The 24,272-nt window shown below is 63.2% G+C and carries 21 protein-coding genes and 2 pseudogenes; 10 read left to right on the forward strand and 13 right to left on the reverse strand.

The window, feature by feature from the left end; translation table 11 throughout:
• Position 1: 1 nt before the first annotated feature.
• Genes C453_RS08340 through cheB form a run of 3 tightly spaced genes read right to left on the reverse strand, consistent with a single transcriptional unit; the run spans position 2 to position 4,157 of the window.
• Positions 2–841, reverse strand: a complete 840-nt coding sequence (locus C453_RS08340; protein ID WP_008323841.1) for a CheR family methyltransferase — start codon at positions 839–841, stop codon at positions 2–4.
• Positions 841–3,030, reverse strand: a complete 2,190-nt coding sequence (locus C453_RS08345; protein WP_008323843.1) for a chemotaxis protein CheA — start codon at positions 3,028–3,030, stop codon at positions 841–843. Before C453_RS08345 ends, C453_RS08340 begins: the two co-directional genes overlap by 1 nt.
• Positions 3,031–3,032: 2 nt before the next feature.
• Entirely contained in the window at positions 3,033–4,157 is a 1,125-nt protein-coding gene (gene cheB, locus C453_RS08350; protein ID WP_008323844.1) for a chemotaxis-specific protein-glutamate methyltransferase CheB, read from the reverse strand.
• 249 nt (positions 4,158–4,406) lie between these two features.
• Here cheB and C453_RS08355 point away from each other — a divergent pair, with 249 nt between their 5' ends.
• From C453_RS08355 to C453_RS08365, 3 genes are all read left to right on the forward strand, one after another.
• Positions 4,407–4,877, forward strand: coding sequence for a chemotaxis protein CheW (locus C453_RS08355; RefSeq protein ID WP_007539611.1), 471 nt, complete (start codon positions 4,407–4,409; stop codon positions 4,875–4,877).
• 196 nt (positions 4,878–5,073) lie between these two features.
• Positions 5,074–6,663 (forward strand): uracil-xanthine permease family protein, encoded by a 1,590-nt coding sequence (locus tag C453_RS08360; protein WP_008323846.1) that lies wholly within the window; start codon positions 5,074–5,076, stop codon positions 6,661–6,663.
• 227 nt (positions 6,664–6,890) lie between these two features.
• Complete coding sequence (locus C453_RS08365) at positions 6,891–9,359, forward strand: DUF5059 domain-containing protein (RefSeq protein ID WP_049907583.1); 2,469 nt, start codon at positions 6,891–6,893, stop codon at positions 9,357–9,359.
• Between the two features lie 66 nt (positions 9,360–9,425).
• Here C453_RS08365 and C453_RS20805 read toward each other — a convergent pair whose 3' ends face one another.
• Entirely contained in the window at positions 9,426–9,548 is a 123-nt protein-coding gene (locus tag C453_RS20805; RefSeq protein ID WP_008323848.1) for a hypothetical protein, read from the reverse strand.
• A gap of 65 nt (positions 9,549–9,613) precedes the next feature.
• Positions 9,614–10,819: a mechanosensitive ion channel family protein gene (locus C453_RS08370; RefSeq protein WP_008323849.1), complete on the reverse strand. Its 1,206-nt coding sequence runs from the start codon at positions 10,817–10,819 to the stop codon at positions 9,614–9,616.
• Positions 10,820–10,979: 160 nt separating this feature from the next.
• Between C453_RS08370 and C453_RS08375 the strand changes: the two genes are divergently transcribed.
• From C453_RS08375 to C453_RS08385, 3 genes are all read left to right on the forward strand, one after another.
• On the forward strand, positions 10,980–11,474 hold the full coding sequence (locus C453_RS08375; protein WP_008323850.1) for a metal-dependent hydrolase: 495 nt from the start codon (positions 10,980–10,982) through the stop codon (positions 11,472–11,474).
• Positions 11,475–11,528: 54 nt separating this feature from the next.
• Entirely contained in the window at positions 11,529–12,110 is a 582-nt protein-coding gene (locus C453_RS08380; RefSeq protein ID WP_008323851.1) for a peroxidase-related enzyme, read from the forward strand.
• Positions 12,111–12,350: 240 nt separating this feature from the next.
• Complete coding sequence (locus C453_RS08385) at positions 12,351–12,545, forward strand: cold-shock protein (protein ID WP_008323852.1); 195 nt, start codon at positions 12,351–12,353, stop codon at positions 12,543–12,545.
• Positions 12,546–12,680: 135 nt separating this feature from the next.
• On the opposite strand, the pseudogene C453_RS08390 reads toward C453_RS08385, so the two are convergent.
• The 5 genes and pseudogenes from C453_RS08390 to C453_RS08405 form a co-directional block, all read right to left on the reverse strand.
• Positions 12,681–14,075, reverse strand: a pseudogene (locus tag C453_RS08390) (cryptochrome/photolyase family protein); the annotation flags it as partial.
• Positions 14,076–14,163: 88 nt separating this feature from the next.
• A pseudogene (locus C453_RS20995) lies at positions 14,164–14,289 on the reverse strand (cryptochrome/photolyase family protein); the annotation flags it as partial.
• Complete coding sequence (locus C453_RS08395) at positions 14,286–15,086, reverse strand: creatininase family protein (protein ID WP_008323856.1); 801 nt, start codon at positions 15,084–15,086, stop codon at positions 14,286–14,288. The gene C453_RS08395 and the pseudogene C453_RS20995, both read right to left, overlap by 4 nt.
• Before the next feature lie 53 nt (positions 15,087–15,139).
• Positions 15,140–16,747 carry an acyl-CoA synthetase gene (locus C453_RS08400; protein WP_008323857.1) on the reverse strand — a complete coding sequence of 536 codons (1,608 nt, stop codon included), beginning with the start codon at positions 16,745–16,747 and terminating at the stop codon, positions 15,140–15,142.
• A 66-nt stretch (positions 16,748–16,813) separates the two neighbouring features.
• Positions 16,814–17,935, reverse strand: coding sequence for a bactofilin family protein (locus tag C453_RS08405; RefSeq protein ID WP_049907610.1), 1,122 nt, complete (start codon positions 17,933–17,935; stop codon positions 16,814–16,816).
• 168 nt (positions 17,936–18,103) lie between these two features.
• Between C453_RS08405 and C453_RS08410 the strand changes: the two genes are divergently transcribed.
• Together C453_RS08410 and C453_RS08415 are read left to right on the forward strand one after the other, a co-directional pair.
• Positions 18,104–19,078: an aldo/keto reductase gene (locus tag C453_RS08410; protein WP_008323859.1), complete on the forward strand. Its 975-nt coding sequence runs from the start codon at positions 18,104–18,106 to the stop codon at positions 19,076–19,078.
• Positions 19,079–19,206: 128 nt separating this feature from the next.
• The gene (locus tag C453_RS08415; RefSeq protein WP_008323860.1) at positions 19,207–19,701 is read left to right on the forward strand and encodes a hypothetical protein; all 495 of its coding nucleotides are present in this window, start codon (positions 19,207–19,209) and stop codon (positions 19,699–19,701) included.
• On the opposite strand, the gene C453_RS08420 is transcribed toward C453_RS08415, so the two are convergent.
• The 3 genes from C453_RS08420 to C453_RS08430 are packed head-to-tail and all read right to left on the reverse strand — an operon-like array spanning position 19,677 to position 22,657.
• Complete coding sequence (locus C453_RS08420) at positions 19,677–20,876, reverse strand: MFS transporter (protein WP_008323861.1); 1,200 nt, start codon at positions 20,874–20,876, stop codon at positions 19,677–19,679. The genes C453_RS08415 and C453_RS08420 overlap by 25 nt on opposite strands.
• Positions 20,877–20,933: 57 nt before the next feature.
• Positions 20,934–21,989, reverse strand: a complete 1,056-nt coding sequence (locus tag C453_RS08425; protein ID WP_008323865.1) for a DUF7350 domain-containing protein — start codon at positions 21,987–21,989, stop codon at positions 20,934–20,936.
• Complete coding sequence (locus tag C453_RS08430) at positions 21,989–22,657, reverse strand: SCO family protein (protein ID WP_008323866.1); 669 nt, start codon at positions 22,655–22,657, stop codon at positions 21,989–21,991. The genes C453_RS08425 and C453_RS08430 overlap by 1 nt, the downstream gene beginning before the upstream one ends.
• Before the next feature lie 138 nt (positions 22,658–22,795).
• On the opposite strand from C453_RS08430, the gene C453_RS08435 reads away from it, so the two are divergent.
• Complete coding sequence (locus C453_RS08435) at positions 22,796–24,082, forward strand: DUF7405 family protein (RefSeq protein ID WP_049907611.1); 1,287 nt, start codon at positions 22,796–22,798, stop codon at positions 24,080–24,082.
• Between the two features lie 41 nt (positions 24,083–24,123).
• The gene (locus C453_RS20810) at positions 24,124–24,252 is read left to right on the forward strand and encodes a hypothetical protein (RefSeq protein WP_275039766.1); all 129 of its coding nucleotides are present in this window, start codon (positions 24,124–24,126) and stop codon (positions 24,250–24,252) included.
• The last annotated feature ends 20 nt before the right edge of the window (positions 24,253–24,272 follow it).

A 24,272-nucleotide genomic window follows, 5' to 3' on the forward strand; every position in this document is an offset into this window, starting at 1 on the left:
GTCACCTCTCCTGGTCGTCTCGTGCGCGGTAGATGCGCAAGCGCTTTTCTACCGGTTCGAACTGGCCGCGACAGCTGGGTGGAATCGTCTCCGTCATGCCGATGGTGAGGTAGCCGTCCTCTTTGAGTGCCGACCCGAGCGTCTCGAACACTGCACGTTTTGACTCGGCATTGATGTAAATAAAGAGGTTACGACAGACGACCAAATCGAAGGTCCCCGGCGGGTCCTGCCGAATGAGGTCGTGGCGTTTGAACTCCACCATGTCGGTGACGGCGTCGGCGACACGGAACACGTCGTCGTCGCGTTCGACGTAGCGCTCCCAGTTTCCGATGGGGTCGAGTTGCTCGGCGACGTCGTTCGTCTCCGACGCTCGGTACTCCGCCGCTCTGGCGGCGCGGAGTATCTCACGCTTGATGTCCGTCCCGGTGATTTCGATGCGACGCTCGTCTATCTGGCTGTCGTCGTGGGCGAGCATGCCCAGCGAGTACGCCTCGCGGCCGTCGGAACAGGCGGCGCTCCAGATTTTTATCGGGTCGCGTCTGCTCCCCTTTTTGCTCAACTCACGGAGCACGTCTCTGAGCGCTTCCCAGACCTCGGGGTTGCGGAAGAAACTCGTGACGTTCACCGAGAGCGCGTCGAGGAGTTCCTGCTGTTCGTCTTCGTCTTCTTGCAGCAGTTCGTGGTACTCGTCGTACTCGTCGACGCGCCGACGCCGCATCCGCGCGGAGATGCGCCGGTCGAGGTACGCGTCGTTGTACGAACTCGTCTGGAAGTGCAGCGAGTTCTCGACGTACTCGAGAAGCGGTTCGAACGACGGGTCGTCCTCACGTGGAGACGGCATTAGTCCGCTGCCTCCTCGGAACTACCGGGGAGTTCGGTGGGGTCGACTTCGTACATCGCTCGTTTGCCTTCGTCTGGCATCTCCAGTGTGGAGACGTCGAGAATCGGAATGACGTTCCCGTCACCGATTACCGCCGTGCCGGAGAGCCCGTCGACGCCCGAAAGCGGCCCCTGAAGCGGCGTCACGACGACTTCCTCTTGCTTCGTCACGCCGTCGCAGTGAAGCGCCACCTGTCTGTCGTCGGGACGGATTCGGACGACCATCCCACGGTCGGGGTCGGGAGAGTCGATTTCCAGCGCTTCGCGGAGACGGATAAGCGGGAAGATAGTGTCCTCGTGGACGATGACTTCCGCGCCGTTGACCGTCTGCACGCGGTCGCGGCGGCTGATTTCGTCGATGTACTTGATTGGGACGCCGAACTCGCGGTCGTCGACCTGCACGAACAGGACCTTGATGATAGCGACCGAGACGGGGAGCCGAATCTTGACCGTGCTCCCTTCGCCCGGTTCGCTCTCGACCGACACCGACCCGTCGAGCGATTCGACGGTCGTCTTGACGACGTCCATCCCGACACCGCGGCCGGAGACGTCGGTAATCTCGTCGTTGGTCGACAGCCCGGGGTGGAAGATGTAGTCGAAGACCTCCGAGTCGGGCATCGCGTTCATCTCTTCGCGCGTCTCGACGCCCTCGGAGACGACCTTGTCGCGGACGGCGTCGGCGTCGATACCGCTGCCGTCGTCTTCGACCGTCACGATGACCGTGTCGTGTTGCCGCCGGGCGGAGAGCTTGATAGTCCCCGTTCGCGACTTCCCGTTTGCCTCACGCACGTCCGGTTCTTCGATGCCGTGGTCGACGGCGTTCCGAAGGACGTGCATCAGAGGGTCCGAAATCTCGTCGAGGATGGTGCGGTCGAGTTCGATGTCCTCGCCCTCCACCTTGAACGAGACCCGCTTGTCCTGCTCGCGAGCGAGGTCGCGGACGAGACGTGGGAACTTGTCGAACACCTTCTTCAGCGGGATGAGCCGCATGTCCATCACGGTGTTCTGGAGGTTCGAGGATATCTTGTCCAGTTCGTCGAGGGTGTCGAGCGCCGTGTGTTGCTCCTCGTCGATAGCGTTTCGGAGCTTGATTCGGCTCGTCACCAGTTGTTCGACGAGTTCGTGGAGTTCGTCGAGTTGGTCGACGTCGACGCGGACGGACTTGACAGCGGATATCGACCGCGTCTCTTCTTTCTCGTCGCCGTCGTCGTCGGACGTCTCCGTCTTCGAACCGCTCGTCGTGGAGGGAGACGAGGACCCCGACTCGTCGGTAGAATCGCTCTCCGCCGAGCCGCCGTCGTCGTCTGCGCTCTCGTCGCTTGCGTCTTCGGGCGAGTCGGTCGTGTCCTGTTCTGTCTCACTCGCGTCTGCACCCGTGTCGGCCTCGACTTCGACGTCACCGTCGAGCGCCTCTGAAACGTCCGTCGCTTCGATAGCGGAGAGCTTCCAGAGTCCCTGGAAGTCGCTCTCGACGCTCTCTGGCGAGTCGCCAGCGATGAACAGGTCGAATCCGTCGTCGAACTCGCCGTTTTCGATAGCGTCACGCGGGGGGTTCATCCCGGCGACGTCGATTTCTTCCGGGATACCGCTGAGGAAGATACCGGCGTCGACACCAGCCATGTCGCCCGCGTCGAGTTCGATTCGGGCATGGGTTAGCTGTGCAGCCTCGACAGCATCGACATCGACGGTTTCGGCGGCGAGTGCAACGAGGTCGACTTCGGTATCGTCGTCGGCTTCGTCAGGACTCGCCGCGTTCGAGTTTCCCTCCTCAGCTCCCGATTCGACGGCCGCTCGAATCTCGTCGACCGTGTCGGTCGGGTCGATGGTAGATTCGCCGTTTTCTTCGATATCGTGGAGAATCTCGACGATGAGGTCCATCCCGTCGAAGACGAGGTCCATCCGCTCGGGCGTCACGTCGAGTCGCCCCTGGCGAATCTCGTCGAGGAGGTCCTCGACGGCGTGTGCGACCGTCGCGGCGTTGTCGAAGCCCATCGCGCCGAAGTTGCCCTTCAGCGTGTGGGCCTGCCGGAAGATGTCGTCTATCGCTTCCGTGTCGTCCGGGTTCGACTCCAGCGACAGAAGCGAGTTGTTCAGTTGCGTGATGCTCTCTTCGCTTTCCGTGATGAATGCTTGGTAGAGTTCTTCGTCCATGGTCAGGTAGTAAGGCCTCGGAGTGCTTCTTCGGTGATACGCTCGTCAGGTGCGACAGTGTCGACACACCCTGCCTCGATGGCGCGCTTCGGCATCCCGAAGATAGCTGACGTTTCTTCGTCCTGTGCGACCGTGTGGCCGCCCGCGCTGCTGATGCGGGACATGCCTTCGACACCGTCGCGGCCCATCCCCGTCAGGAGGACGCCCGCGAGTGGCGCGTCGACCACCTCTGCGGCCGACGACATCGTGAGGTCGATTGCTGGCTTGACACCGTGAAGTGGGTCATCGTCGGTGAGCTCGAGTTTCAGGCGGCCGGCGCGGTCTCCCGTCACGAGGAGGTGCGACCCGCCGGGCGCAATTCGGATTTCGCCCGGGCCGATTCGCTCGCCGTCGCTCGCCTCTTCGACGTTGTATTCACATCGCGCGTCGAGGCGAGCCGCGAATCGCTTCGTGAATCCCGCGGGCATGTGCTGGACTACGATTGCGCGCAGTCCGGCCTCCTTCGGGAGCGCGGCGAGGACGCGCTCGACGACGTTCGGCCCGCCGGTCGATGCACCGATGATGAGTGTCGAACCCTCTTCGGGAAGCTGGTCTGTGTCCCCCTTCGACGACGCCGGTGACGCACTGGTTGCAGTCGACGTCGACGCCGATGCCGACGCCGACGCGGATGCTGTCGTCGTCGGAGATGGCCGCGACTTGTTGGCGGCCGAGAGGTCCACTGCCGCAGCGGACTGAATCTTCTCGACGAGCTCGCGCTTGACACGCGGCATCTCGGAGGTAACTTCACCACCTGGTTTCGTTACGAAGTCGACCGCGCCTCGGTCGAGTGCTTCGAACGTCACGTCCGCGTCCTCCTCGGCGTGTGCCGAGAGCATCAAGATGGGAGTCGGACATTTGTCCATGATGGCCTCGACGGCGTCGAGACCGTTCATCTCCGGCATCTCGATGTCCATCGTCACGACATCGGGGCTGTGCTCTTGGACGACGTCGATAGCCTCGCGTCCGTTTCCGGCCTCGGCGATTACCTCGACGTTAGCGTCTTCGAGGAGCGTCCGAATCAGCGTCCGCATGAATCGTGAGTCGTCGACGACGACAGCGCGCGTCGTCTCGTCGGTGGACGCACTCATCGGTGCCACCCAGTAGAACACACCCGGTAACCCGCAGCACGCACTGCTACAGGGCGCTGTCGATGGCTCGGAGGAGTCGTCAGTATGCCGTTTCGTTCACCGCTCATCTATCTCCGAGGTTCGGAAATCGGATATATAAACGCTCGGCGAGAAGAATCACGGCTGATAATCGGGTACGTACCTTTATGGCCTAAATCCGTGGATTCCTGGATAGACAGGGGGCGGCGCGTGTCGCCGCCGGATTCCACCATGCGACAGGATTCAATCACGACGGACGTGGCAGAAGAGGACGTCGAGGAAGACTCTGGAAAAGAAGTCCAAGTACTGGAATTCAAGTTGGGTCCCGAGACGTACTGTGTCGACATCGAATACGTGAGCGAAATCGTCGACAAGGGGCAACTCACGGGCGTCCCGAACGCACCGAACTACGTCGACGGGGTCATGGACCTCCGCGGTCGGACGACCTCCATCATCAACCCGAAGACGCTACTCAACATCGACGACGACGGTGAGTCGAAGCGCATCGTCATCTTCGACCCCGGCAAGTTCGAAGACGAAGCAGCGACTGGCTGGCTCGTCGACGAGGTTTACCAGGTCGTTCGCGTCTCGGAAAACGAAGTCGAGGACCCGCCGATGGAGAAAGACGACTCTATCGAGGGCATCATCAAGCGCGACGGCGACCTCGTCGTCTGGATTTCGCCGGTCCACGCCATCGAGTAAGTCGCCGACGCGACACCCCACCTCGTTCTCCCATTTCTGTTTTCTGACACGTAGTTGTAACTGTAGTAACAGCTTCTCAGACCCCTAAGTGACGACGCTGAGTGACGACGGCGCCGTGGTGAAAAGGAGGACATATATATTTTCAGTAGAATGCTGGAACAACCATGCTCGGAAGATATCCACCGTGTACGGGGGGATGGTCGTGACTGACGACTCATCCTCTTCGTTCGTGCAGTACGGTATCGACGACAAACCACCCCTTCCAACCTCTCTCCTTCTCGGCGTGCAACACTACCTCACGATGGTGGGCGCCAACATCGCTGTTCCCCTGATTCTCGCTGGTGTCCTCGGAATGCCCGACGAGGTCGTGCCGCGTTTCGTCGGCACGTTCTTCGTCGTCTCCGGTATCGCCACGCTGATGCAGACGACGTTCGGGAATCGCTACCCCATCGTGCAGGGTGCGCCCTTCTCGATGCTGGCACCCGCAATCGCCGTTATCGGCGTCGTGAAAGCGACCGACCCGGCAGGGGTCGCGTGGCAGACGGCGCTGTTGCAACTCCAAGGCGCAATCATCGTCGCCGCGGCGGTCGAAGTGCTCGTCGGCTACTTTGGACTCCTCGGGCGGCTTCGAAAGTTCATCTCGCCGGTGGTCATCGCGCCGACCATCGCCCTCATCGGGCTCTCGTTGTTCGACGTTCCACAGGTCACGTCGGCGACCAACAACTGGTGGCTGCTCGGCCTCACGCTCGCGCTCATCGTCCTCTTCTCGCAGTACCTCGACACCACCCATCCGGCGTTCAAGCTCTTCCCGGTGCTTCTCGGCGTCTTCGTCTCGTACGTCATCGCCGCGGCGCTCTCGCTGACGGGCTACATCGCGCCGGGTGCACCCGGATTCGTCGACCTCGGGCAGGTCGCTTCCGCCCCGGCACTGATGCCAATCTACCCGCTCCAGTGGGGCTTCGCGGGCGGCGCGGGCACGACGACTGTCGCACTTCCCGTCGTCGGAACCGTCGCGTTCGGTATCCCGCAGTTTACGACCTCGTTCATCATCGGCATGCTTGCGGGCGTCGCCGCCTCGATGGTCGAGTCCTTCGGCGACTACCACGCTGTTGCTCGTCTCTCGGGTGTCGGCGCACCCTCTGAGCGCCGTATCAACCACGGCATCGGTATGGAAGGGCTGATGAACATCTTCTCGGCGGTCATGGGCGGGAGTGGCTCGACCTCCTACTCCGAGAACATCGGCGCAATCGGCCTGACTGGCGTCGCCTCCCGCTACGTCGTGCAGGTCGGCGCTGGCGTCATGCTTCTCATGGGCTTCGTCGGCTACTTCGGTCAACTCATCGCGACGATTCCGGGGCCAATCGTCGGTGGCCTCTACATCGCCATGTTCGGCCAAATCGTCGCTGTCGGCCTCTCGAACCTGAAGTACGTCGACCTCGACTCGTCGCGCAACATCTTCGTCATCGGCGTGGCGATGTTCGCCGGGCTGGCGATTCCGGCGTACATGGGTAACGTCGGCAGTGCCGAGACGTTCAGACAGGGCATGAGCCAAGTCGCCGTCCTCGGTCCCATCCTCGGGAGCCAAATCATCGCAGATACGGTCTTCGTCATCGGTTCGACCGGCATGGCGGTCGGCGGGCTGTTCGCGTTCTTCTTCGACAACACCATCGAGGGAACCCGCGTCGAGCGCGGCCTCGAAGAGTGGGAAGACACCGTCGAAGAAGACGGTGAGTTCACGTCTGCTATCGACCGACTTCGCGACGACGCGCCGTCGACGGCCGACTAAGTCGCGACTCTCTTTGCGTCTCTTTTGGCGGTGGCCTCGACCGGAGTGTTCAGAGACACGAACCAGTAGTGACCAGCGGTCAGGTTGTCTAACGAACCGAATACTTCACTGATTTTTTAGGACACCCAAAAATAGCGGGTAACGGGCGAGTTGACACTCCTTACCACAGTTTTTGGCTCACCTAAACTTCGAAGGCCTTTTACTTGTTTAGGCGAGCCTAAAGATAGATGACGTACTCACGACGGACACTATTGAAGACGACAGGGCTGGCAGTCGCGACTGCTGGCCTCGCAGGATGTAGCGGCCAGAACGACGCGTCGGCCGAAACGAAAACCACGACCGGCGCGTCGGAGACAGAGACCGACGAAGCCGAGACGACAGCGCAGGCCGATGTGACGGTCGACGCGTCCGTCGCCGTCGCCGCCGAGTGGAACGTGATGCGTGCTCGTCTGTACGATTCCATCGCGCTTGCGACCGCTGGCCATCTCGGAAGCGCCGGGCAGGTCGCACAGGACGTGTTCAAGCGGTTCGAAGGTGCGTCGGGCGAGTGGGGTGCCCACGAACAGCTCGAAGCGACGAACAAGGAGAACTACGAGACGTTCGAGGAGCACCTCGGCGGGGCACAGAAGGCCTTCTCGAACGGAAACGCCGATGAGGGAACGGACCTCGCACAGCAGGCGTCCAACAACCTGCTCGCCGCACAGCGCGGGAGCGTCGACGCCGCCGTCGTCGATGCACTCGACGTCCTCCTGTTCGGTGCTCGCGCTCGCGACGTGGAGATGCTCGCCGCCGCTGGCGAGGTCGAGGCCGCCGCGACGCTCGCACACGACGTGTACGAGTCCTTCGAATCGGCGTCCGCACACGATGCGCTCGAAGAAGCGTCTGGTGAGCTGTACGAGGCCTTCGAAGGCGGTATCGAAGGTGCTTCCGACGCAAGCGATGCGGATTCGATTCAGCAGTCCGCTCGCGCCGCCGCCGACGCGACGGTCGAAGCGAGCTACGAACTCGCTCCCAAGAGCGTCGCCGGCGCGAGTCACCTCGCGCTCATGCAGTCTGTCGGCTTTGACGCCGAGGTTCTCTCTGGTCTCGGCGGTCCCGGCGACGACTACGCTCACGCCGCATCGCTCACGCTCTACCGTGCCCGCGCGGCCGACGTCGCGTGGCTCGTCGCACAGGGTAAGACCGAGTTCGCCGCGACGCTCGCAGGCGATGTCTTTGCTCACTTCGAAGGCGCACGCGCACACGAAGCGCTCGAAGAGGCCGACCACGACGCCTACGAAGGCTTCGAAGGCGGTCTCGAATCGCTGAAGTCGGCCGCGGAGTCGGGCGACGCCGAGGCGACCGCCGACGCACTCGCCACGGTCGACGAGAACCTGCTCACCGGCGTCTCGGCACTCGCTGGCGAGGGCGCGACCACGCTCGAATCGGCGTTCTTCCGCGCTCGTCTCGCCGACGCCCGCGAACTCGTCGAACTCGGCGCGACCGACCGCGCCGCGTCCATCGCCGAAGGTCTCTTCGGCCGGTTCGAAGAGAACGAGGCCGACATCCACGAGGCCGTCGAGCACGAGTCTGAGGACCTCTACCACCGCTTCGAGGAAGAGCACCTCGCAGGTCTCGTCGACGCCGCGTCGGCAGGAAACGCTGAGAAAGCAATCTCGCACGCCGAAGGCGCGATGGACGCGCTCTTCGAGTTCGAAACAGCCGTCAGCACGACCGCGGAAGTCTCGGCCGCCGAAGCAGCGTTCTTCGGCGCTCGCGGCTTCGACGCTGCCGGGCTCGCGACGCTCAACTCCTCGGCTCGTGCTTCGGACGTCGTCTCGTCCACCTTCGAATTCTTCGAGACGGGGGCTGGCGGCTACCACGAGGCCCTCGAAGAGGCCGACCACGACCTCTACGAGTCGTTCGAAGGCGCACTCGGCGAGGTTCGGACCGCGGCCAAAGAGGGTGGCGACACCTACGGCGCGGCGAAGACGTACAACCAGAAGGCGGTCGATTCGATGTACGCCGTCGTCGCGAACGCTGCCGCGGACGCCGGCCTCGCGGCCGCCGCGTCTGGGCTCATGAGTGGCGTCTTCCAGACCTTCGAGGGCGCTCGCGTCCACGAAACGCTGGAGGAATCCGACCACGGTGCGTACGAAGGCTTCGAAGAGAAGCTCGGTGCGTACGTCTCGGTACTCGAAGACGGCGGCGACGTCGACGCCGCTACAGAAGCCTACGCGACTGCGACGCTCCGCGCCCAGTTCGCCGTCGTCGGTGCAATCGACAAGGCACCGTCGGCCGACTCGTCGTCACACAGCCACGACCACGGAAGCGAAGAGACCGAACTGTCCGGTGGTCCGAACGTCGTCGAGGGCGTCCCCGAAGACGCCGACCACGTCGTGAAGATGACGGCCGTCGCGTTCGAGCCTGCCGAACTGACCGTGAAGGTCGGCGACACGGTCGCATTCGAACACGCGGGCGGTGAAGCCCACTCGGTGACCGCCTACAGCGACAAGATTCCGGAAGGTGCCGCGTACTGGGCATCTGGCGGGTTCGAGTCGCAGGACGCCGCAGAGACCGGCTGGGATGAAGGCAAAGGCGCCGTCCAGTCTGGTCAGTCCTACGTCCACACCTTCGAGACGGCGGGCGAACACGGCTACTACTGCGTCCCGCACGAAGCAGCGGGCATGACGGGAATGGTGATTGTCGAAGAATAGGCTGACTTTCCCACGGCCCCGCACGTCCCTACAACGAAGTGTCTGGCATGCTTCGTTTTGTTTCTTTTACCCGCGTCCGAGCGCGACGATGACGAGATAGCCGATAGCTCCTGCGACGAACAACAAGACTGGAATCGCAAAGGGACCGAACAGTCCGATGAGCGTGTCGAGAGGGCCGAGTTGGAGCATACGCGACCAATGGATGGACGACGGTTAACGTTCTCGCCAGGTGGCAGCCGATGGTGTCGCGTTCGTCACTCGTCGCCCACGTCGCCCACGTCGTCACCCACGAGGTCGTCGTAGGTGTCGTCCTCGGCGTCGGTCTCGTCGAACTCGGCGTCCCGATTGCGAGCGACGCCCCCGTTCGTTGCCTCCGCCGGTGCCGACTGCGGCGCGGGTGGTGCCCCGGAAGACGAGTAGACGTGCACGTCGCGCTGCGGGAACGGAATGCCGATATCGGCGTCGTTCAGCCTCTTGTACATCGTCCGGTTGATGTTGTGGGTCGCCTTCGCGCGCTTGAGGGGGCTGTTGACCCAACAGAGGAGTTCGTATTCGAGCGCGTCGGGGCCGAACTGGCGGAAGCGTGCCCGGGGGCGCGGCGAATCGAGAACTAACGGTTCGTCGAGTGCGATGTCGATGAGTAGTTCCTCGAACTCGTCGATGTCGGTCCCGTAGGCGACGCCGATGGGGACTTTCACCCGGCGGCGACGGTTCGGAGCCGACTCGTTGATGATTTTCGCGGCGTTGAGCACCGAGTTCGGCACCGTGACGAGGAGTTCGTCGCGCGTGAGAAGCGTCGTCGAGCGAATGCCGACTTTGACGACGGTGCCTGCCTCGCCGGAGTCGAGGACGACGTAGTCACCAATCTTGTACGTGTCGTCGAAGTACAGCGCGATGCCGCCGAAGAAGTTGGCGACGGTGTCTTTTGCGGCGAACCCGACCGCGATACCGGCGATACCCGCACCGGCGAAAAGCGGCGTAATCTCGATTCCCCAGAGGAACAACAGCGCGCCGATAGTCCCGATAGAGACGAGAAGCGTCCAGATGTTCGAAAAGACGGGCGCGAAGTCGAATCTGCTACCTTTGTCTTTGACCGCCTCGACCAGTCGGTTGACGAGTCGGTTGAGCGCCCACGCCCAGACGATGATACCGACCGAGACCGACGGTCGGCCGAAGAACGTGTTGAGGTCCTCTGAACTCACCACGAGTGCGTCGGCGACCGCCGGCGTCTGGGCGAACAGATAGACGCCCGTGAGCGAGACGGTGACGACGATTGGCCAGCGCAGTTCCTGTACGACGATGTTGTCGAGGCCCGTCTCGGTCCGTCGGGTGTACTGAAACAGCAGTCTGAGCACCACCGCCTCCATCACGAACGCGCCGACGATGGAGACGAGCACCACGAGTAGCGTCGCCTCAATCGCCGACAGACCGGAGAGCAGTTCGGAGAGGTGCTGACTCATGGCGCGACAGTCGCGGCCGCGAGGGATAACGATTGCTCCGCTGTCACTCCCGCAGATGATGTGGGGACGACGCCCAGCGAACCCACCGGCCAGTCGAGAGGCGGCGGGCTGACAGACCAGTCGAAAGGTTTTGTGTACCGCGTGGGTGAGGACACACCAGATGTACCGATTCGGTCACTGGGGCGTCTCGCTGCTCGTGTTCGCGCCGTTCGGGTTCGCGCTCGTACAGACGGGACACCCGGAACTGGCGTTCGTGCTGGGTGCCGTGATGTGTTGGCTCGCGATGCTTCCCGACTACGACCACCGCGTTCCCGGCCTGTCGCACCGCGGGCCGACGCACACGATCCTCTTTGCCCTCCTCGTCGGGGGTGTCGGAGGCGGTGCTGCGAAGTTGCTCGCTTCGACCGGCGGCCTCGCCGACTCGGGCGCGACGACACTGACCGGATTCGGATTCGCCGCCGGTGCGCTCACGATTCTCGCACACCTCCTCGCCGACGCGCTCACGCCCGCGGGAATCCGCCCGTTTTGGCCTCTCTCGTCGCGGAAGGTGACGTTCTCGCTGTGGACCGCCGACAACACCGTCGCCAACTACGGCCTCTTCGGACTCGGCGTGTTCGCGGTGGCAGCGACGGCCTACCTGTCGCTCGTCGTCTGATTTCGCCCCGAGTTCTGAGGAATCGTTAAGGTCTGTCCGGGCGAGCACCGACCCATGGACGACGATGCGATGCGCCGATTCCCAGTCCCGGACCTCGATGACCTCCCGGAAGACCTCCGCGAGCGAATCGAAGAAGAGACCGAACGCGCGGGCTTTACGCCCAACGTCTTCGCCGGGTTCGCCTACAAGCCGTCGCACTGGCGGGCCTTCTTCGACTATCACGACGCCCTCGTCGACGACACCACGCTCGAACGTCACGAAGTCGAGATGATTATCGTCGCCGTCTCGGGCGTCAACCACTGCTACTACTGCAACGTCGCTCACGGCGCACTCCTTCGAATCTACGCGAAAGACCCACTTCTCGCGGACCAACTCGTCGCCAACTACCGGACCGCAGACATCCCGGAGAAGCACAAGACGATGCTCGACGTGGCGGTCAAACTCACCGAAACGCCAGTCGAGGTCGGCGAGGACGACCTGCAGAAACTCCGCGACGCCGGGTTCTCTGAAGAGGAAGTGTGGGACATCGGTGCGGTTTCCTCCTTTTTCAACCTGAGCAACCGAATGGCGATGTTCGCCGATATGCGCCCGAACGAAGAATTTCACACGTTGGGTCGAGAACCTCACGACGACTAACTGGGTGGGCGAGGCTCCCGCGGCGACTAACTGGGTGGGCGAGGCTCCCGCGGCGACTAACTGGGTGGGCGAGAGCCCCCAACAACTAACCGCTGAACAGCGGGAGTTCGACAAAAAACCGTTTTCACCGATTCAAGCCGCCGTACCGTCTGTATAGGGGATGAATGCGACTACAACCCACACGAATTGTTATCAATCGGCGGAAACCTTATGACTTCGACGAGCGACAAACGACACGAGATGGCGAAAGGTAAGGTAGCTTTCTTCAAGTCCTCCGGTGGATACGGATTCATCGAGACAGACGACGCAGACGACGACGTGTTCTTCCACATGGAAGACATCGGCGGCCCGGACCTCGAGGAGGGACAGGAAGTGGAGTTCGACATCGAACAGGCCGACAAAGGCCCGCGGGCGGTCAACGTGACGCGGCTCTAAGTCTGCGAGCGATTCGACCAACGCGACAGTACAGACGAACAGGCACTTCTATTTTCGACCGCCGAGCGACAGCACTGTCTCGTGACGTGAGTCTCAGGGGTGGGGTCGGACGCATGTCGCGTCAGCGACCGCGACTCACAACGCCCCGTCTCGACCCAGCTTTCGAACCTCGGTTGCTCGCGCGCGAATCGCGTCCCACTCCTCGTCGTCCTTCCGGTCCACGTGGGAGTACATCAGCCCCATGCGACCCGTGCCGCGAAGGACTGACTCGTTTTCCTTCAGGAAATCCCAGTAGAGCGCATTGAACGGACAGGCGTTCTCACCGGTCGTCTTGGACACCGCGTACTCGCAGTCGGCGCAGTAGTCGGACATCTTGTTCACGTAGTTGCCCGAGGAGGCGTACGGTTTCGACGAGAGCACGTCGGTCGCGAACGACCCCATTCCGACGACGTTCGGCGTCGTCACCCAGTCGTAGGCGTCGACGAATCCGAGGTGGAACCATCGGTCGAGTTCCTGCGGGTCGACGCCGTAGATGAGGGCGAAGTTGGCCAAAATCATCAGACGCTCGATGTGGTGGGCGTAGCCGTGGTCGTAGACGTGGCCGACCGCTTCCGAGAGGCAGTTCATGTCCGTCTCGCCGGTCCAGTAGGCCTCCGGTAGTGACTCGGTCTGGTCGAGTTGGTTTGCCTGTGCTAACTCGGGCATCGACCGCCGGTAGACGTGGCGCGTGAACTCCCGCCAGCCGACGACCTGCCGGACGAATCCCTCGACGCTGTTGATGGGTGCGTCGCCGCGGCGGTAGGCGTCTTCGGCCGCATCGACCACTTCTCTGGGTCCGAGGAGACCGAGGTTGATCGCCGCCGAGAGAAGCGAGTGACACAGCGCCCACTCACCTTCGACCATCGCGTCTTGATACGCGCCGAATTCGGGCAGTCGGACCTCGACGAAGTGGTCGAGCGCCGTTACCGCCTGCTCGCGAGTCACAGGCCAGACACACGAGTCGTCGGCTATCGACCCCCACGCGTCCGGGTAGCGCTCGCGGACGAACGCGATGACTTCCCGCGTCTCCTCGTCCGGTTCGAACTGCGGCACCTCAGGAGGAGACCAGTCGTCCGGCGGCGTCTCCCGGTTCTCGTCGTCGTAGTTCCACTCGCCGCCCGCAGGTTCGTGTCCGTCCATCAGAATCCCTGTCTCGCGGCGGACGTGTCGGTACCAGTTCTCTTGCCGGTAGGTGTCGGCGTCGCCGGCCCACTCGTCGAACTCGTCCGGCGTGGTGAGAAACAGGTCGTTCTCGACGAGCGTCAGCGACCCGCCGCGTTCGGCGACGAGTTCGCGGAGTCGCTCGCCTGCGCCGTGACTCGGTGGGTCCATCAGGACAAGGTCGGTTCCGGGTGCGGCGTCGTAGAACTGGTCGAGCCCCTCGCCAAACGTCTCGGCTTCGATGTACGTGACTTCGTACCCGCACTCGCGGAGTTCGTCCCGAAAGTGCCGCATCGCAGCGAACACGAGGGCGAGCTTTTGAGGGTGATACCTGTCTCTTATACACATCTCTGAGCNCTTCGTACCCGCACTCGCGGAGTTCGTCCCGAAAGTGCCGCATCGCAGCGAACACGAGGGCGAGCTTTTGAGGGTGATACGGCAGGCGCTCGCCGAACGCGTGGGCCTCTATCATGAGCACGTGGTCGTCGTGCTGAAGCGGGACCGACTCGTGGGAGAGTTGGTCGCCGAGAATCCAGACGGTCATCGGTGGCGACGCGACCCCGGCTGTGGGTCGACGTGCGCCGGAGCCATCAGGTCGTCGAACGGTTGGTCGTCGAGCCACTCGACGAGTTGTACCAGTTGGTCGGTCGCCGCCTCGAATAGCTTGGCTCCAGCCTCGGGCGTCGCGGCCGTCTGGTCGCCGAAGACCCCGTTGTCGGAGTTTTCGATGGCGTCGTAGAAGGTTCGGGCACCGTGCTCGCGGTAGTCGCGTCCGGCAAACGTCCGTCGCCCGCCGTCACGAGCGTCTTCGAGGCGGTCTTCTCGGACGAGGTCGCGGGCGATGTGCATAATCATCGCCGTCTCTTTCGGGCCGCCGTGTGGGCCGAGGTGGTCGAATAGCTCTCGTACGAGGTCCGGTATCGACTCGTCCCACATCCACTCGATGGCGTACATGGTGCCGTCGTCGCGGAGTCGCCGACCGACCTCGCGGAGGTGCTGGATGTTGCCCCCGTGGGCGTTGACGTACACGACGCGGTCGATACCGTGGTACGCGAGGTTCCGCGTCATCGACTCCACGTAGTCGCGGAACTGCGGCGCGTCGACCCACATCGTCCCGTGGAACTGCCGGTGGTGCGGGCTGACGCCGACGTTCACGGTGGGCGTACAGAGAAACCCAGTTCGGTCGGCGGCCTCGCGCGCCAACGCCTCGGCGATGAGGTGGTCAGTCGCAAGCGGCAGGTGTGGGCCGTGCTGTTCTGTCGACCCGAGCGGGACGAGCGCCAGCGACGATTCCGCGACGTACTCCCCGAGTTCCGGCCACGTCTGGTCGGCGACGTACATGAGAGTCACAACGGAACGACAGGTAAAGAAAGTAAAGTGGCCAGCAGGTGGCTCTATTCGCGTTCCTGCTCGCGGAGTTCGACGCGACGAATCTTCCCGGAGGAGGTCTTCGGGAGTTCCGCCACGAATTTGATTTCGCGCGGATACTTGTACGGCGCAGTCTGTTCTTTCATGAATTCCTGTAGTTCGGTCACGAGTTCGCCGGAGCCGTCGAACCCGTCTGTCAGAACGACGTACGCCTTGACGATGTTGCCGCGTTCTTCGTGTGGACTTCCGACCGCCGCGGCCTCGGCGACTGCCTCGTGCGACACGAGCGCGTCTTCGACCTCGAAGGGACCGATGCGGTAGCCCGACGAGATGATGATGTCGTCGGCGCGGCCTTCGAAGAAGAAGTAGCCGTCTTCGTCGCGGGAGGCGAGGTCACCGGTGCGGTAGTAGTCGCCAGCGAACGTCTGTTCGTCGAGATGGGGCTTCTCGTAGTAGCCGTCGAAGATGCCGGGACAGTCGACTGGAACGGCAATCTCACCGATTTCGTCGACGCCGACTTCCTCGCCGTCCTCGTCGATGATGGTCGTTCCGAGGCCGGGCGTCGGCTTCCCCATGCTCCCGGGTTTCACGTCGATACCGGGGTAGTTCGTCAGGAGCGCGACCGTCTCGGTCTGGCCGTAGCCGTCGCGCGGAGTGATACCGAATGCGTCGCGGAACGCCTCGATGGGTTCGCGATTGAGTGGTTCGCCAGCCGAGAGCACTTCTTTCAGGTCGAGGTCGTAGGAGGCGAGGTCGCGCTGGGCGAACATCCGATACTGCGTCGGCACGGCGCAGAGGCGCGTGACACCCTCGTCTTCCATGAGTTCGAGGAAGGTGTCGGGTTCGAAGTCACCGCGATAGACGAACTGCGTCGCGCCGGTGGTGAGGCCCACACCGACCGGACTCCAGAACCACTTCGCCCAGCCGGTTCCGGTCGTTGCCCAGAGGAGTTCGTCCGAGAGGTCGTCGTCTGCGGTGACGCCCCACCAGTAGGGTGCGTTGACGAGTTCGAAACAGCGCATCCAGCGGTGACGGTGACGAACCGGCTTTGGCTTCCCCGTCGTCCCCGAGGTGTAGTTGATAGACATCGGGTCTTCGGCGTTCAGTTCCGGGCCGTCGTGTTCGGTCGATTCGTCCGCGACGAGGCTGTCGAAGTCTGTCCAGCCCTCGGGCGCGCCGCCGAGCGAGATGAAGTTCTCCAGTGGCGTCTCGTCGCGCACCTCGTCGACCATCTCGACCAGTTCTTCGTGGACGACTGCTGTCGTCGCCTTGCAGTCAGTGGCGCGGAACTCGATGTCTTTCGGCTTGAGCATCGACGAACTCGGCACGAGTAGTGCGCCGCGCTTCAGTGCGCCGAGTTGAATCGCGAACACGTCGGGGTCGCGCGGAAGCAGGTGAATGACGCGGTCGCCCTTATCGACGCCGAGCGATTCGAGGGCGTTGGCGAATCGATTCATGTCGCGGCGAAGGTCCTCGTACGTCCGTTCTGTCCGCCCTCCCTCGTCGTCACGGAACTTCAGTGCGACACGGTCACCGAAAGAGTCGGCGTGCGATTCGATGACCGCAGGGATGTTGTACCCCTCCGGGATGTCCCACTCGAACGACTCCAACTCGTCTTCATAATTGATTGCCATGTCTCACCAGACAGAGACATCCATAATAATTGTTCGTCCAGTATTTGGCAGGTAATCGCGCCGCAGTCAGGCCATTGGAGTGCCTTCCTGCGGACCTTCGTCCGTGGCGCTCACGCCGTCGTCACCCTCGTCACCGGATTCACCGCGGATTGCGAGTGCGAACGCACCCAATCCGACCAGCACGACCACGAACTCGACGATGCCACCGAGCGGGACGAAGTCGAGCACGGCGAGGACGAACAGGCCGAGCGCGAGCGCCGCCCAGCGATTCGCGTAGTCGGCGAGCGACAGGAGCCACGTCCCGAGGACGAGCGCCCCGTAGATGCTTGCTACCCAGAGGGCGAGGAGGAAACCCACGCCCCCGGCGAACGAGAGCGGAATCCCGATAATCGTCAGCAGTAACAACAGCAGAACGATTGGTACTGCGACGACGAGGAGCAGTCCCGTCCCGCCACTGCGGACGGCCTTCTTGGTTCCAAGGCCGGTCACGCGCTGGGCGAACTGCGGGGCAACGAGGACGACGATAGCCCCGAGGACGAGATTAGCGAGGAGCCAGTAGCCAGCGAACACCCACTGCGGGATGACTGGGGCCTCGAACCCACCATCTTGGAACGGAGCGCCGAAGATAGTCGGACCCGAGAATCCGATGTCGTTGACGCGAGTCGCTCCACCGACGATAGCCGCGTCGGAGTCGATTGTCGCTGTCGCGGCATCGTATTCGAGCGCGCCGCCGATGTCAGCGTTCGGACCGACGAGGAGTTCTTCGGCACCTACACGCACGTCACCAGCGATGGTGCCGTCGATTCGAACGTCGCCACCTGCGGCTTCCATCTCGCCACCGACGACGGCGGTATCACGAACCAGAATCGCACCCGCGGCGATGCTCACGTCGTCGCCGACCGCCCCTTCGAGGGTGACGCTTCCGGCGACGCCCTCGAGCGTGCCGCCAATCTCACCCGTTTCGGTCACGACGACGCTCCCCGCCGTGACCGAGACGTCTCCAGTTACTGTGCCCGCGATGACGACCGACCCGCCGACCGCTTCGAGGTCACCTGTGTAGGTCTCCCCTTCGTCGATGACCACGGCACCGCCGGCGGACGGTCCCTGTTGTGCAGTCGCGACTCCCGCGACGGACCCCAGTACGAGGACCGCGAGGAAGACGGCGACTAGTTGTCGTGTATTGAACATCGGAATCACCGAGGCTACGCCTCGGTTCGATGATACGACTCCGAAGAGCATAAACCGAGGCTTCGGGACTCAGATACCGAGAATTACACAGTATCGGTGACTGTCAGGTACTCGTCCCCAGATGCCGGTTCGTCCACCTTTTTGCCCGCTCCCACCGACATCGAGCGCATGGAGTACACGACGCTCGGAAACACCGGTATGGAAGTCTCGCGTATCTGTCTCGGCTGTATGAGCTTCGGCACGCCCGACTGGCGCGAGTGGGTCCTCGACGAGGAGGCGGGTCTCGAACTCGTCGAGCGCGCTATCGACCTCGGAATCAACTTCTTCGACACCGCCAACATGTACTCCGACGGCGAGTCCGAACGCATCCTCGGGAAGGCGCTGGAGGGCCGCCGCGACGAGATGGTCGTCGCCTCGAAAGTGTACTTCCAGATGGACGACGACGACCCGAACTCCGGTGGCCTCTCGCGGAAAGCCATCGAGCAGGAACTCGACAACTCGCTCGACCGCCTCGGGATGGACACACTCGACCTCCTGCAAATCCACCGCTGGGATTACGACACACCCATCGAGACGACCATGCGCGCCCTCGACGACGCGATTCGACGCGAGAAGACACGGTACATCGGCGCGTCGTCGATGTGGGCACACCAGTTCGCAGAAGCGCAGTACACCGCCGACTCGCTCGGATTGGACCGCTTTGCGACCATGCAGAACCACTACAACCTGCTGTACCGCGAGGAAGAACGCGAGATGCTACCCCTCTGTGAAAAACAGGGTGTGGGCGTCATGCCGTGGTCGCCGCTGGCTCGTGGGTATCTCACGCGCCCACACGATGAATTCGACGCGACGACCCGCGGCGAGACCGACGAACTCGCCAAGGGACACCCCTACTTCGAAGGAAACGGCCGCGAAGTGAACGAGCGTGTGCAGGAACTCGCCGACGAGAAAGGCGTGAAGATGGCGCAAATCGCTCTCTCGTGGGTGCTGCACAAGGACTGGGTCGATGCGCCAATCGTCGGCACGACGAGTATCGAACACCTCGAAGACGCCGTCGAAGCACTCGACATCAAACTCTCCGACTCCGATGTCGAGTACCTCGAAGAGCCGTACCAGCCGGTTCGCGTCTCCGGCCACGATTAGGCCGGTCCCGTCACCTAGTTCGGCCCCGGGGTCAGAGTTCGGCCTCGGCGTCCGCGTTTGGCTCCGATTCAGCCCCGACTCGTCTCGAAGAGGGTAAAACACTTTGCGCCGTGCCGAGAGGGAAAGTCGTGCACAGCCGACTCGTCCGTGAGGTACGTTCCGACGTGGGGACTGCTCTGTTCGCCACTGAGGTACTCCTCTCGGCAGTCGTCCTCGTGAGCGTCGGACTGACGCTCGTGTCGCCGCTCGTCCCCACGATTCCGCTTTCCGACATCGGATTCTCGGCAGCGGCGGCCACCATCCTCATTCTCACCGGAACCTCGCTGTTCGCGGCATCCCGCCGAATCGTCCGGTTTCTCACCGGTCGCGGCGGCGTCGAGATGGAGTCGTTCTGGCGGATGCTCGAACTGATGCTCGCATTCTTCGTCGCCGGTATCGTCGCGTTCACCTTTCGACTCGGCGAGTTCTCGGTGACAGTTCCTCACCGCACCGGCAACGAGGTTTTCGTCGGGCTCTTCTTCGCGTACGTCCTCGCGGGCGTCGGCCTCGCGGTCATCGTCTTTCTGCGGGCGACGTGGCGCGTCGTCGAAGCCGAGATTCAGTCGGCACTCGACAGCGCCTGAGCCGACTGTTCGGGGTCGAGTCGGCGGACCGCACGGAACGCGACGAGCGCGATTGCGACCTCCGCGAGTCCGACGACGAGGAACGACTCAAAGTAGCCGACCACTTCTGCGACGCTCCCGCCAATGATGAACCCGGCGAGGAATCCCAGACTGCCGAAGACGTTGAACCCGCCGAGTGCGGCCCCGCGCTCGCCCGGTTCGGCGAGGTCGGTGACGAGCGCCATCGTCGCGGGGGCGACCATCGCCCCGAAGACACCGACGACCAGCATCGCGGCAGCGGCGGGGATGAGTGTCGGTGCAACGCCGACGCCGACGATAGAGAGGCCGAACAGCACCGACCCGCCGACAACCGGGATGAACCGTCCGATTCGGTCCGAGAGCGCGCCCATCGGGTACTGGAGGAGGGCAAACGGGACGAAAAAGAGCGCGAGAATCCCGCCTGCGAGAGCGGCGTCGACGCCGAACTCCTGACGGAAGTAGAAGACGCCGACGAGCGAGAAGAACCCGGCTGTCATCCGGTCGATAAAGCCGAAGGCGAAGGGAATTCCGAAGACGGGCTTCGCCGCGAGACGGCGCAGAATCGTTCCGAACTTGACCCGTGTGGTGTCGGGAGCGCGGTCGGTGACGGTCGTCACGAGAATCGCGACCGCGACGAGGACGGCCGCGGCGGCGTACAGTGGGGCAAGCGGGTCGAACGTCGAAAGCCGACCGCCCACGACTGAGCCGAGTGCAGCGCCGAGGCCGATGGCGATACCGGCCGCACCCATGTTCCGACCGTTACCGCCAGTGAGGTCTGCGAGCATCGTGATTGCCAGCGAGAACGCGCCGATGGTCATCGCCCCGCCGACGAGGCGGACGCCGAGTGCGACGACGAATGGTGCACCGAGACTCGGCAGCGTGGCGAGCGTGAGATAGCTCGCTGCACCACCGAGTGCGCCAGCGACGATGAGCGGCGTGCGTTTGCCGAGGGTGTCGGACAGGGCACCCCAGACGCTCGCGAACGCGACGAACGCGGCGAACTCGGCGACCAGAAAGAGCATCCCGCCGGTGAGGTCTCCCTTCCCGCCGAGCGCCGTGACGAGGTCGGCGACGCCCGGATAGAGGAACACCTGCGAGACGAGCACGCCCCAGACGGCGAGTGCGAGCGCCAGTCGGTCACGACGCGTCACTTCCATACCGGGAGGGTCGTTCTCGGCGAAAATAGACCTGTCTACGTGGGACGAGTGGATGCGCTACGACAAGGTGGTCGTGTCGAACTCCAAGAAGGCCGTTTCGTACCCCTCGTGGCGGGCGACCTGCGGTGGAACGTCAACCGAGAGTTCGATGTCGTCTTCGGGCGAGAGTTCGGGGACGGTCGCTCCGTAGTGGAACCCGAGTTCGGGGTCGAGTCCGGGGTCGAGGCGGCCGTCGAATCGGACGTGCCCGCCGCCGGAGACAGTCGCAGAGAGGCCTGTTCGCGGAACGACTAGCTTGTTGTACGGTGTCTGTGCCGAGACAGCGAGGTAGGTGTCGTCGCCGAATCGCGAGTCCGAGATGGCCGTCCCGACCAGTCGGAGGTCACTTGCGACCCCGCTTCCGAGGGCGTCACCGGGAAGTGACGCGGGTGCGCGCCCGAGGGGTGTCATCTCCATCTGCATCGGCTTGGCTGCACCGCGGTCACCTTTCTTGTCGTCGAGCCGAGTGAACGGGATGTCGTTTCTGTCTCGGGCGCTGAACTCGAAGTCGAGACGCGCAGCAGCGGCGGATTGGAACTTCCCGTCCAACTCGCCGAACAGGTTCAGTGTCGCCGCCCCGACGCTCACGCGAATCTCGTAGGTTCCGTCGCCGTCGAGCCCGAAGTTCGCGCCGTAGTGAAAGCCCATCTGTTGGGAGAGCATCGAGTAGATGACCTCCTCGCCCACGAGCGAGCCGTCCTGAAAGAGTTCGACCGACAGCCCGGTGTCGGGGACGACGACACCCGTCTCGGGGTCCCAGACCGTCGCCATGAGATGGACGTCGTCGCTTCGGGCGGGACGGGTCAGGTTGGTTCCGAAGTCGCCGTCTTCGTCGTCCATCACCCAGAAGCGATGCGGATAGCCGTAGAAGACCCCCACGCGGTAGTCGCCCGCGTCGGCGGTGCCGACCATCTTCATCCCCTCGACGTGGGTCGGAATGTACGGTTCGTCGGGTCGGTTCGACAGCACCGGCGGTTCGTTCGACGTGTAGATGCGGCCGAGTTCTGCCAGACAGCCGGAGAGACCGAACGTTGCGGCAGTTCCCGTCGCCGCGAGGAACCGACGCCGTCGCATCACGCCTCCCGAAGTGCAGTCAGGTCGTCGATGAGGGTCTGTTCGTCCGGTTCGTTCCCGCGGTAGGTGCGCTCGACGTAGCCGTCACCGTTGACGAGCATGACGAGGCCGAGGTGCGTGAACATGTAGTTCCCGTCTTCCATCGGTTCGTTCTGGTCGAAGAAGACGCCGAACTGCTCTTCGACGACCGACTTCGTCTCCGCTTCGTCTTCGGCGCGGAGGAAGTGCCAGTTACCCGCGTCCATGTCGACGTTCATGTCGTCTGCCTCCTTGCGGAAGGCGGCCGCGTCGTCGCGTGCGGGGTCGAAGGTAATCGGATAGAAGCCGACTTTGTCGGCATAGCCTTCGGAGACGGAGTGAATCTGCACCTCGCGAAGGGCGCTGATGAGGACCGGACAGACGGTCATGCAGTTGGTGAAAAAGAACGTGTGGAAGTGCGGCACGTCGATGTCGCGGACGGCGACGTCGGTCCCACTGAGCGGGTCTCGGAGCGTGACGTCAGGAACCTGCTGTCCCCACGCGGGGTACGGGAGTTGCTCGCTGGTCACGTCGTTTTCGCGGTCGGGTTTCGAAAGCGAGACGTTCGGGTTCCCGCCACCGCCCAGACAGCCAGCGAGCCCGAGAGCCGCACCAGTACCCACGGTGCGGAGGTAGGTTCGTCGATTCATTACCGACTCTATCGGTCCGAGAGCTAAATGCCGTTTGGTGTGCGTTTCGAACGCCAAGCCGCCGGTTTGGATTCGAGAGGCGAACCAATTTCAGGCGCACACCAGAACCCACTTGCGTTCGAGGACCAAATCCAGGGTATGTTCGATGGGGAGTCATCTCGCAGAGCGTTCCTGAAAGCCGCCGTCGCAGCAGGCGGTGCAGCGGCGCTTTCAGCGTGCCTCGACAGGGCACCCGACGAGCCGGTCCCGTCGGGAACCGACGACCCAGCCGCCCTCCCGACTCGACAGCACGCCTGGAACGACGCGTGTCGGACTGACGAATACGGAAACGTCGAGATACCGTTCCATCAGATTCTGCTCTATTTGACCCTCGACGGCGACGGCCCACCGACGAAATCGGACCGTGAGACCACCGAGAACGCCTTCCGCGTGCTCGACCGCGCATACGAACGCAGCCACGACGGACTGCTCTGGTCTGTCGCCTACTCGCCGCGGTACTTCTCTCGCTTCGACGACTCGCTCCCTGAGTCTCTCGACCTGCCCGAACCGCGAGCACTGTCGCCGTTCGAGACGCCTGAGTTCGACCGACAGGACGCACTCGTCCACCTCGCGTCTGACAGGGCGGACGTCGTCTTGGAAGCAGAGCAGGCGCTCACGGGCGAGGTGGACGAAGCAAACGGTGTTGCGGTCGAGACCGACCTCTCGGGCGTCTTTTCGGTCGATGCCAGACGAACCGGATTCGTCGGCTCCGGCCTACCGGCGAAACACCAGTCAGACGTCAACGGCATCCCTGACGGCAATCCCGTCCCGAAGGCGGCTCCGCTATTCATGGGCTTCAAAGCCGGATTCGCCAAGAATCAGGCCACGGAGGACTACGTCACGCTCGACGACGGGCCATTCGCGGGCGGCACGACGAAACACGTCGCCAACGTCCGGCAGCGACTCTCCGACTGGTACGACGAAGAAGACCAGTATCACCGCGTGATGAAGTTGTTCTCGCCCGACCACGCCGAGGGCGAACTGGTCGACGGAATCGGCGCGAACCTCGGCGACGACAGTGGTATCGACGACATGCTCGACCGCATCCGCGACGATGCCGAACAGTTCGGCCATGTCGGCCACGCCCAGAAAGCCGCCCGCGCCAACCGCGACGAGGATGGAAACGTCAAACTCCTCCGGCGGCACTTCGAGTCGGCAGACGACGGCGTCGCGAGCCTGCACTTCCCCTCGCTTCAGCGCGGCATCTCGGATTTCGAGGCAGTCCGCGAGGCGATGAACGGAACCGACCTCACCGACATTCCGACCATCCGCCAGCGCGTGAACAACGGAATTTTGGAGTACATCTTCGTCAAGCACCGCGGGAACTTCCTCGTTCCGCCGCGAGAGATTCGGGCGTTGCCCACGCCGACGGGCGACGCGCCGTAACTGTCTTCGGGCCGCTTCGAGAACCATCCTGAAAGAGACCGATGACGCTCGTCCAACTCAGCCTCGAAAACCCGGGGCGACTCGTCCAGTTCGCCGTCGGGGTCGTCTTCTTGTTCGGTGTGTTTCCCGCGGTCTACGTCCTCGGACGACTGTTCGACCGAGTGGTCTAATCGGTACGTCGGTACGCCGT

Origin of the sequence: Haloferax elongans ATCC BAA-1513, from assembly GCF_000336755.1 — an archaeon.
GTDB lineage: Archaea > Halobacteriota > Halobacteria > Halobacteriales > Haloferacaceae > Haloferax > Haloferax elongans.

What these genes read in the sequence shown, in the direction of transcription:
- C453_RS08340 (WP_008323841.1), bottom strand. Translation starts at nt 841, where the DNA reads ATGCCGTCTCCACGTGAGGACGACCCGTCGTTCGAACCGCTTCTCGAG.
- C453_RS08345 (WP_008323843.1), bottom strand. Translation starts at nt 3,030, where the DNA reads ATGGACGAAGAACTCTACCAAGCATTCATCACGGAAAGCGAAGAGAGC.
- cheB (WP_008323844.1), bottom strand. Translation starts at nt 4,157, where the DNA reads ATGAGTGCGTCCACCGACGAGACGACGCGCGCTGTCGTCGTCGACGAC.
- C453_RS08355 (WP_007539611.1), top strand. Translation starts at nt 4,407, where the DNA reads ATGCGACAGGATTCAATCACGACGGACGTGGCAGAAGAGGACGTCGAG.
- C453_RS08360 (WP_008323846.1), top strand. Translation starts at nt 5,074, where the DNA reads ATGGTCGTGACTGACGACTCATCCTCTTCGTTCGTGCAGTACGGTATC.
- C453_RS08365 (WP_049907583.1), top strand. Translation starts at nt 6,891, where the DNA reads ATGACGTACTCACGACGGACACTATTGAAGACGACAGGGCTGGCAGTC.
- C453_RS20805 (WP_008323848.1), bottom strand. Translation starts at nt 9,548, where the DNA reads ATGCTCCAACTCGGCCCTCTCGACACGCTCATCGGACTGTTCGGTCCC.
- C453_RS08370 (WP_008323849.1), bottom strand. Translation starts at nt 10,819, where the DNA reads ATGAGTCAGCACCTCTCCGAACTGCTCTCCGGTCTGTCGGCGATTGAG.
- C453_RS08375 (WP_008323850.1), top strand. Translation starts at nt 10,980, where the DNA reads ATGTACCGATTCGGTCACTGGGGCGTCTCGCTGCTCGTGTTCGCGCCG.
- C453_RS08380 (WP_008323851.1), top strand. Translation starts at nt 11,529, where the DNA reads ATGGACGACGATGCGATGCGCCGATTCCCAGTCCCGGACCTCGATGAC.
- C453_RS08385 (WP_008323852.1), top strand. Translation starts at nt 12,351, where the DNA reads ATGGCGAAAGGTAAGGTAGCTTTCTTCAAGTCCTCCGGTGGATACGGA.
- C453_RS08395 (WP_008323856.1), bottom strand. Translation starts at nt 15,086, where the DNA reads ATGTACGTCGCCGACCAGACGTGGCCGGAACTCGGGGAGTACGTCGCG.
- C453_RS08400 (WP_008323857.1), bottom strand. Translation starts at nt 16,747, where the DNA reads ATGGCAATCAATTATGAAGACGAGTTGGAGTCGTTCGAGTGGGACATC.
- C453_RS08405 (WP_049907610.1), bottom strand. Translation starts at nt 17,935, where the DNA reads ATGTTCAATACACGACAACTAGTCGCCGTCTTCCTCGCGGTCCTCGTA.
- C453_RS08410 (WP_008323859.1), top strand. Translation starts at nt 18,104, where the DNA reads ATGGAGTACACGACGCTCGGAAACACCGGTATGGAAGTCTCGCGTATC.
- C453_RS08420 (WP_008323861.1), bottom strand. Translation starts at nt 20,876, where the DNA reads ATGGAAGTGACGCGTCGTGACCGACTGGCGCTCGCACTCGCCGTCTGG.
- C453_RS08425 (WP_008323865.1), bottom strand. Translation starts at nt 21,989, where the DNA reads ATGCGACGGCGTCGGTTCCTCGCGGCGACGGGAACTGCCGCAACGTTC.
- C453_RS08430 (WP_008323866.1), bottom strand. Translation starts at nt 22,657, where the DNA reads ATGAATCGACGAACCTACCTCCGCACCGTGGGTACTGGTGCGGCTCTC.
- C453_RS08435 (WP_049907611.1), top strand. Translation starts at nt 22,796, where the DNA reads ATGTTCGATGGGGAGTCATCTCGCAGAGCGTTCCTGAAAGCCGCCGTC.
- C453_RS20810 (WP_275039766.1), top strand. Translation starts at nt 24,124, where the DNA reads ATGACGCTCGTCCAACTCAGCCTCGAAAACCCGGGGCGACTCGTCCAG.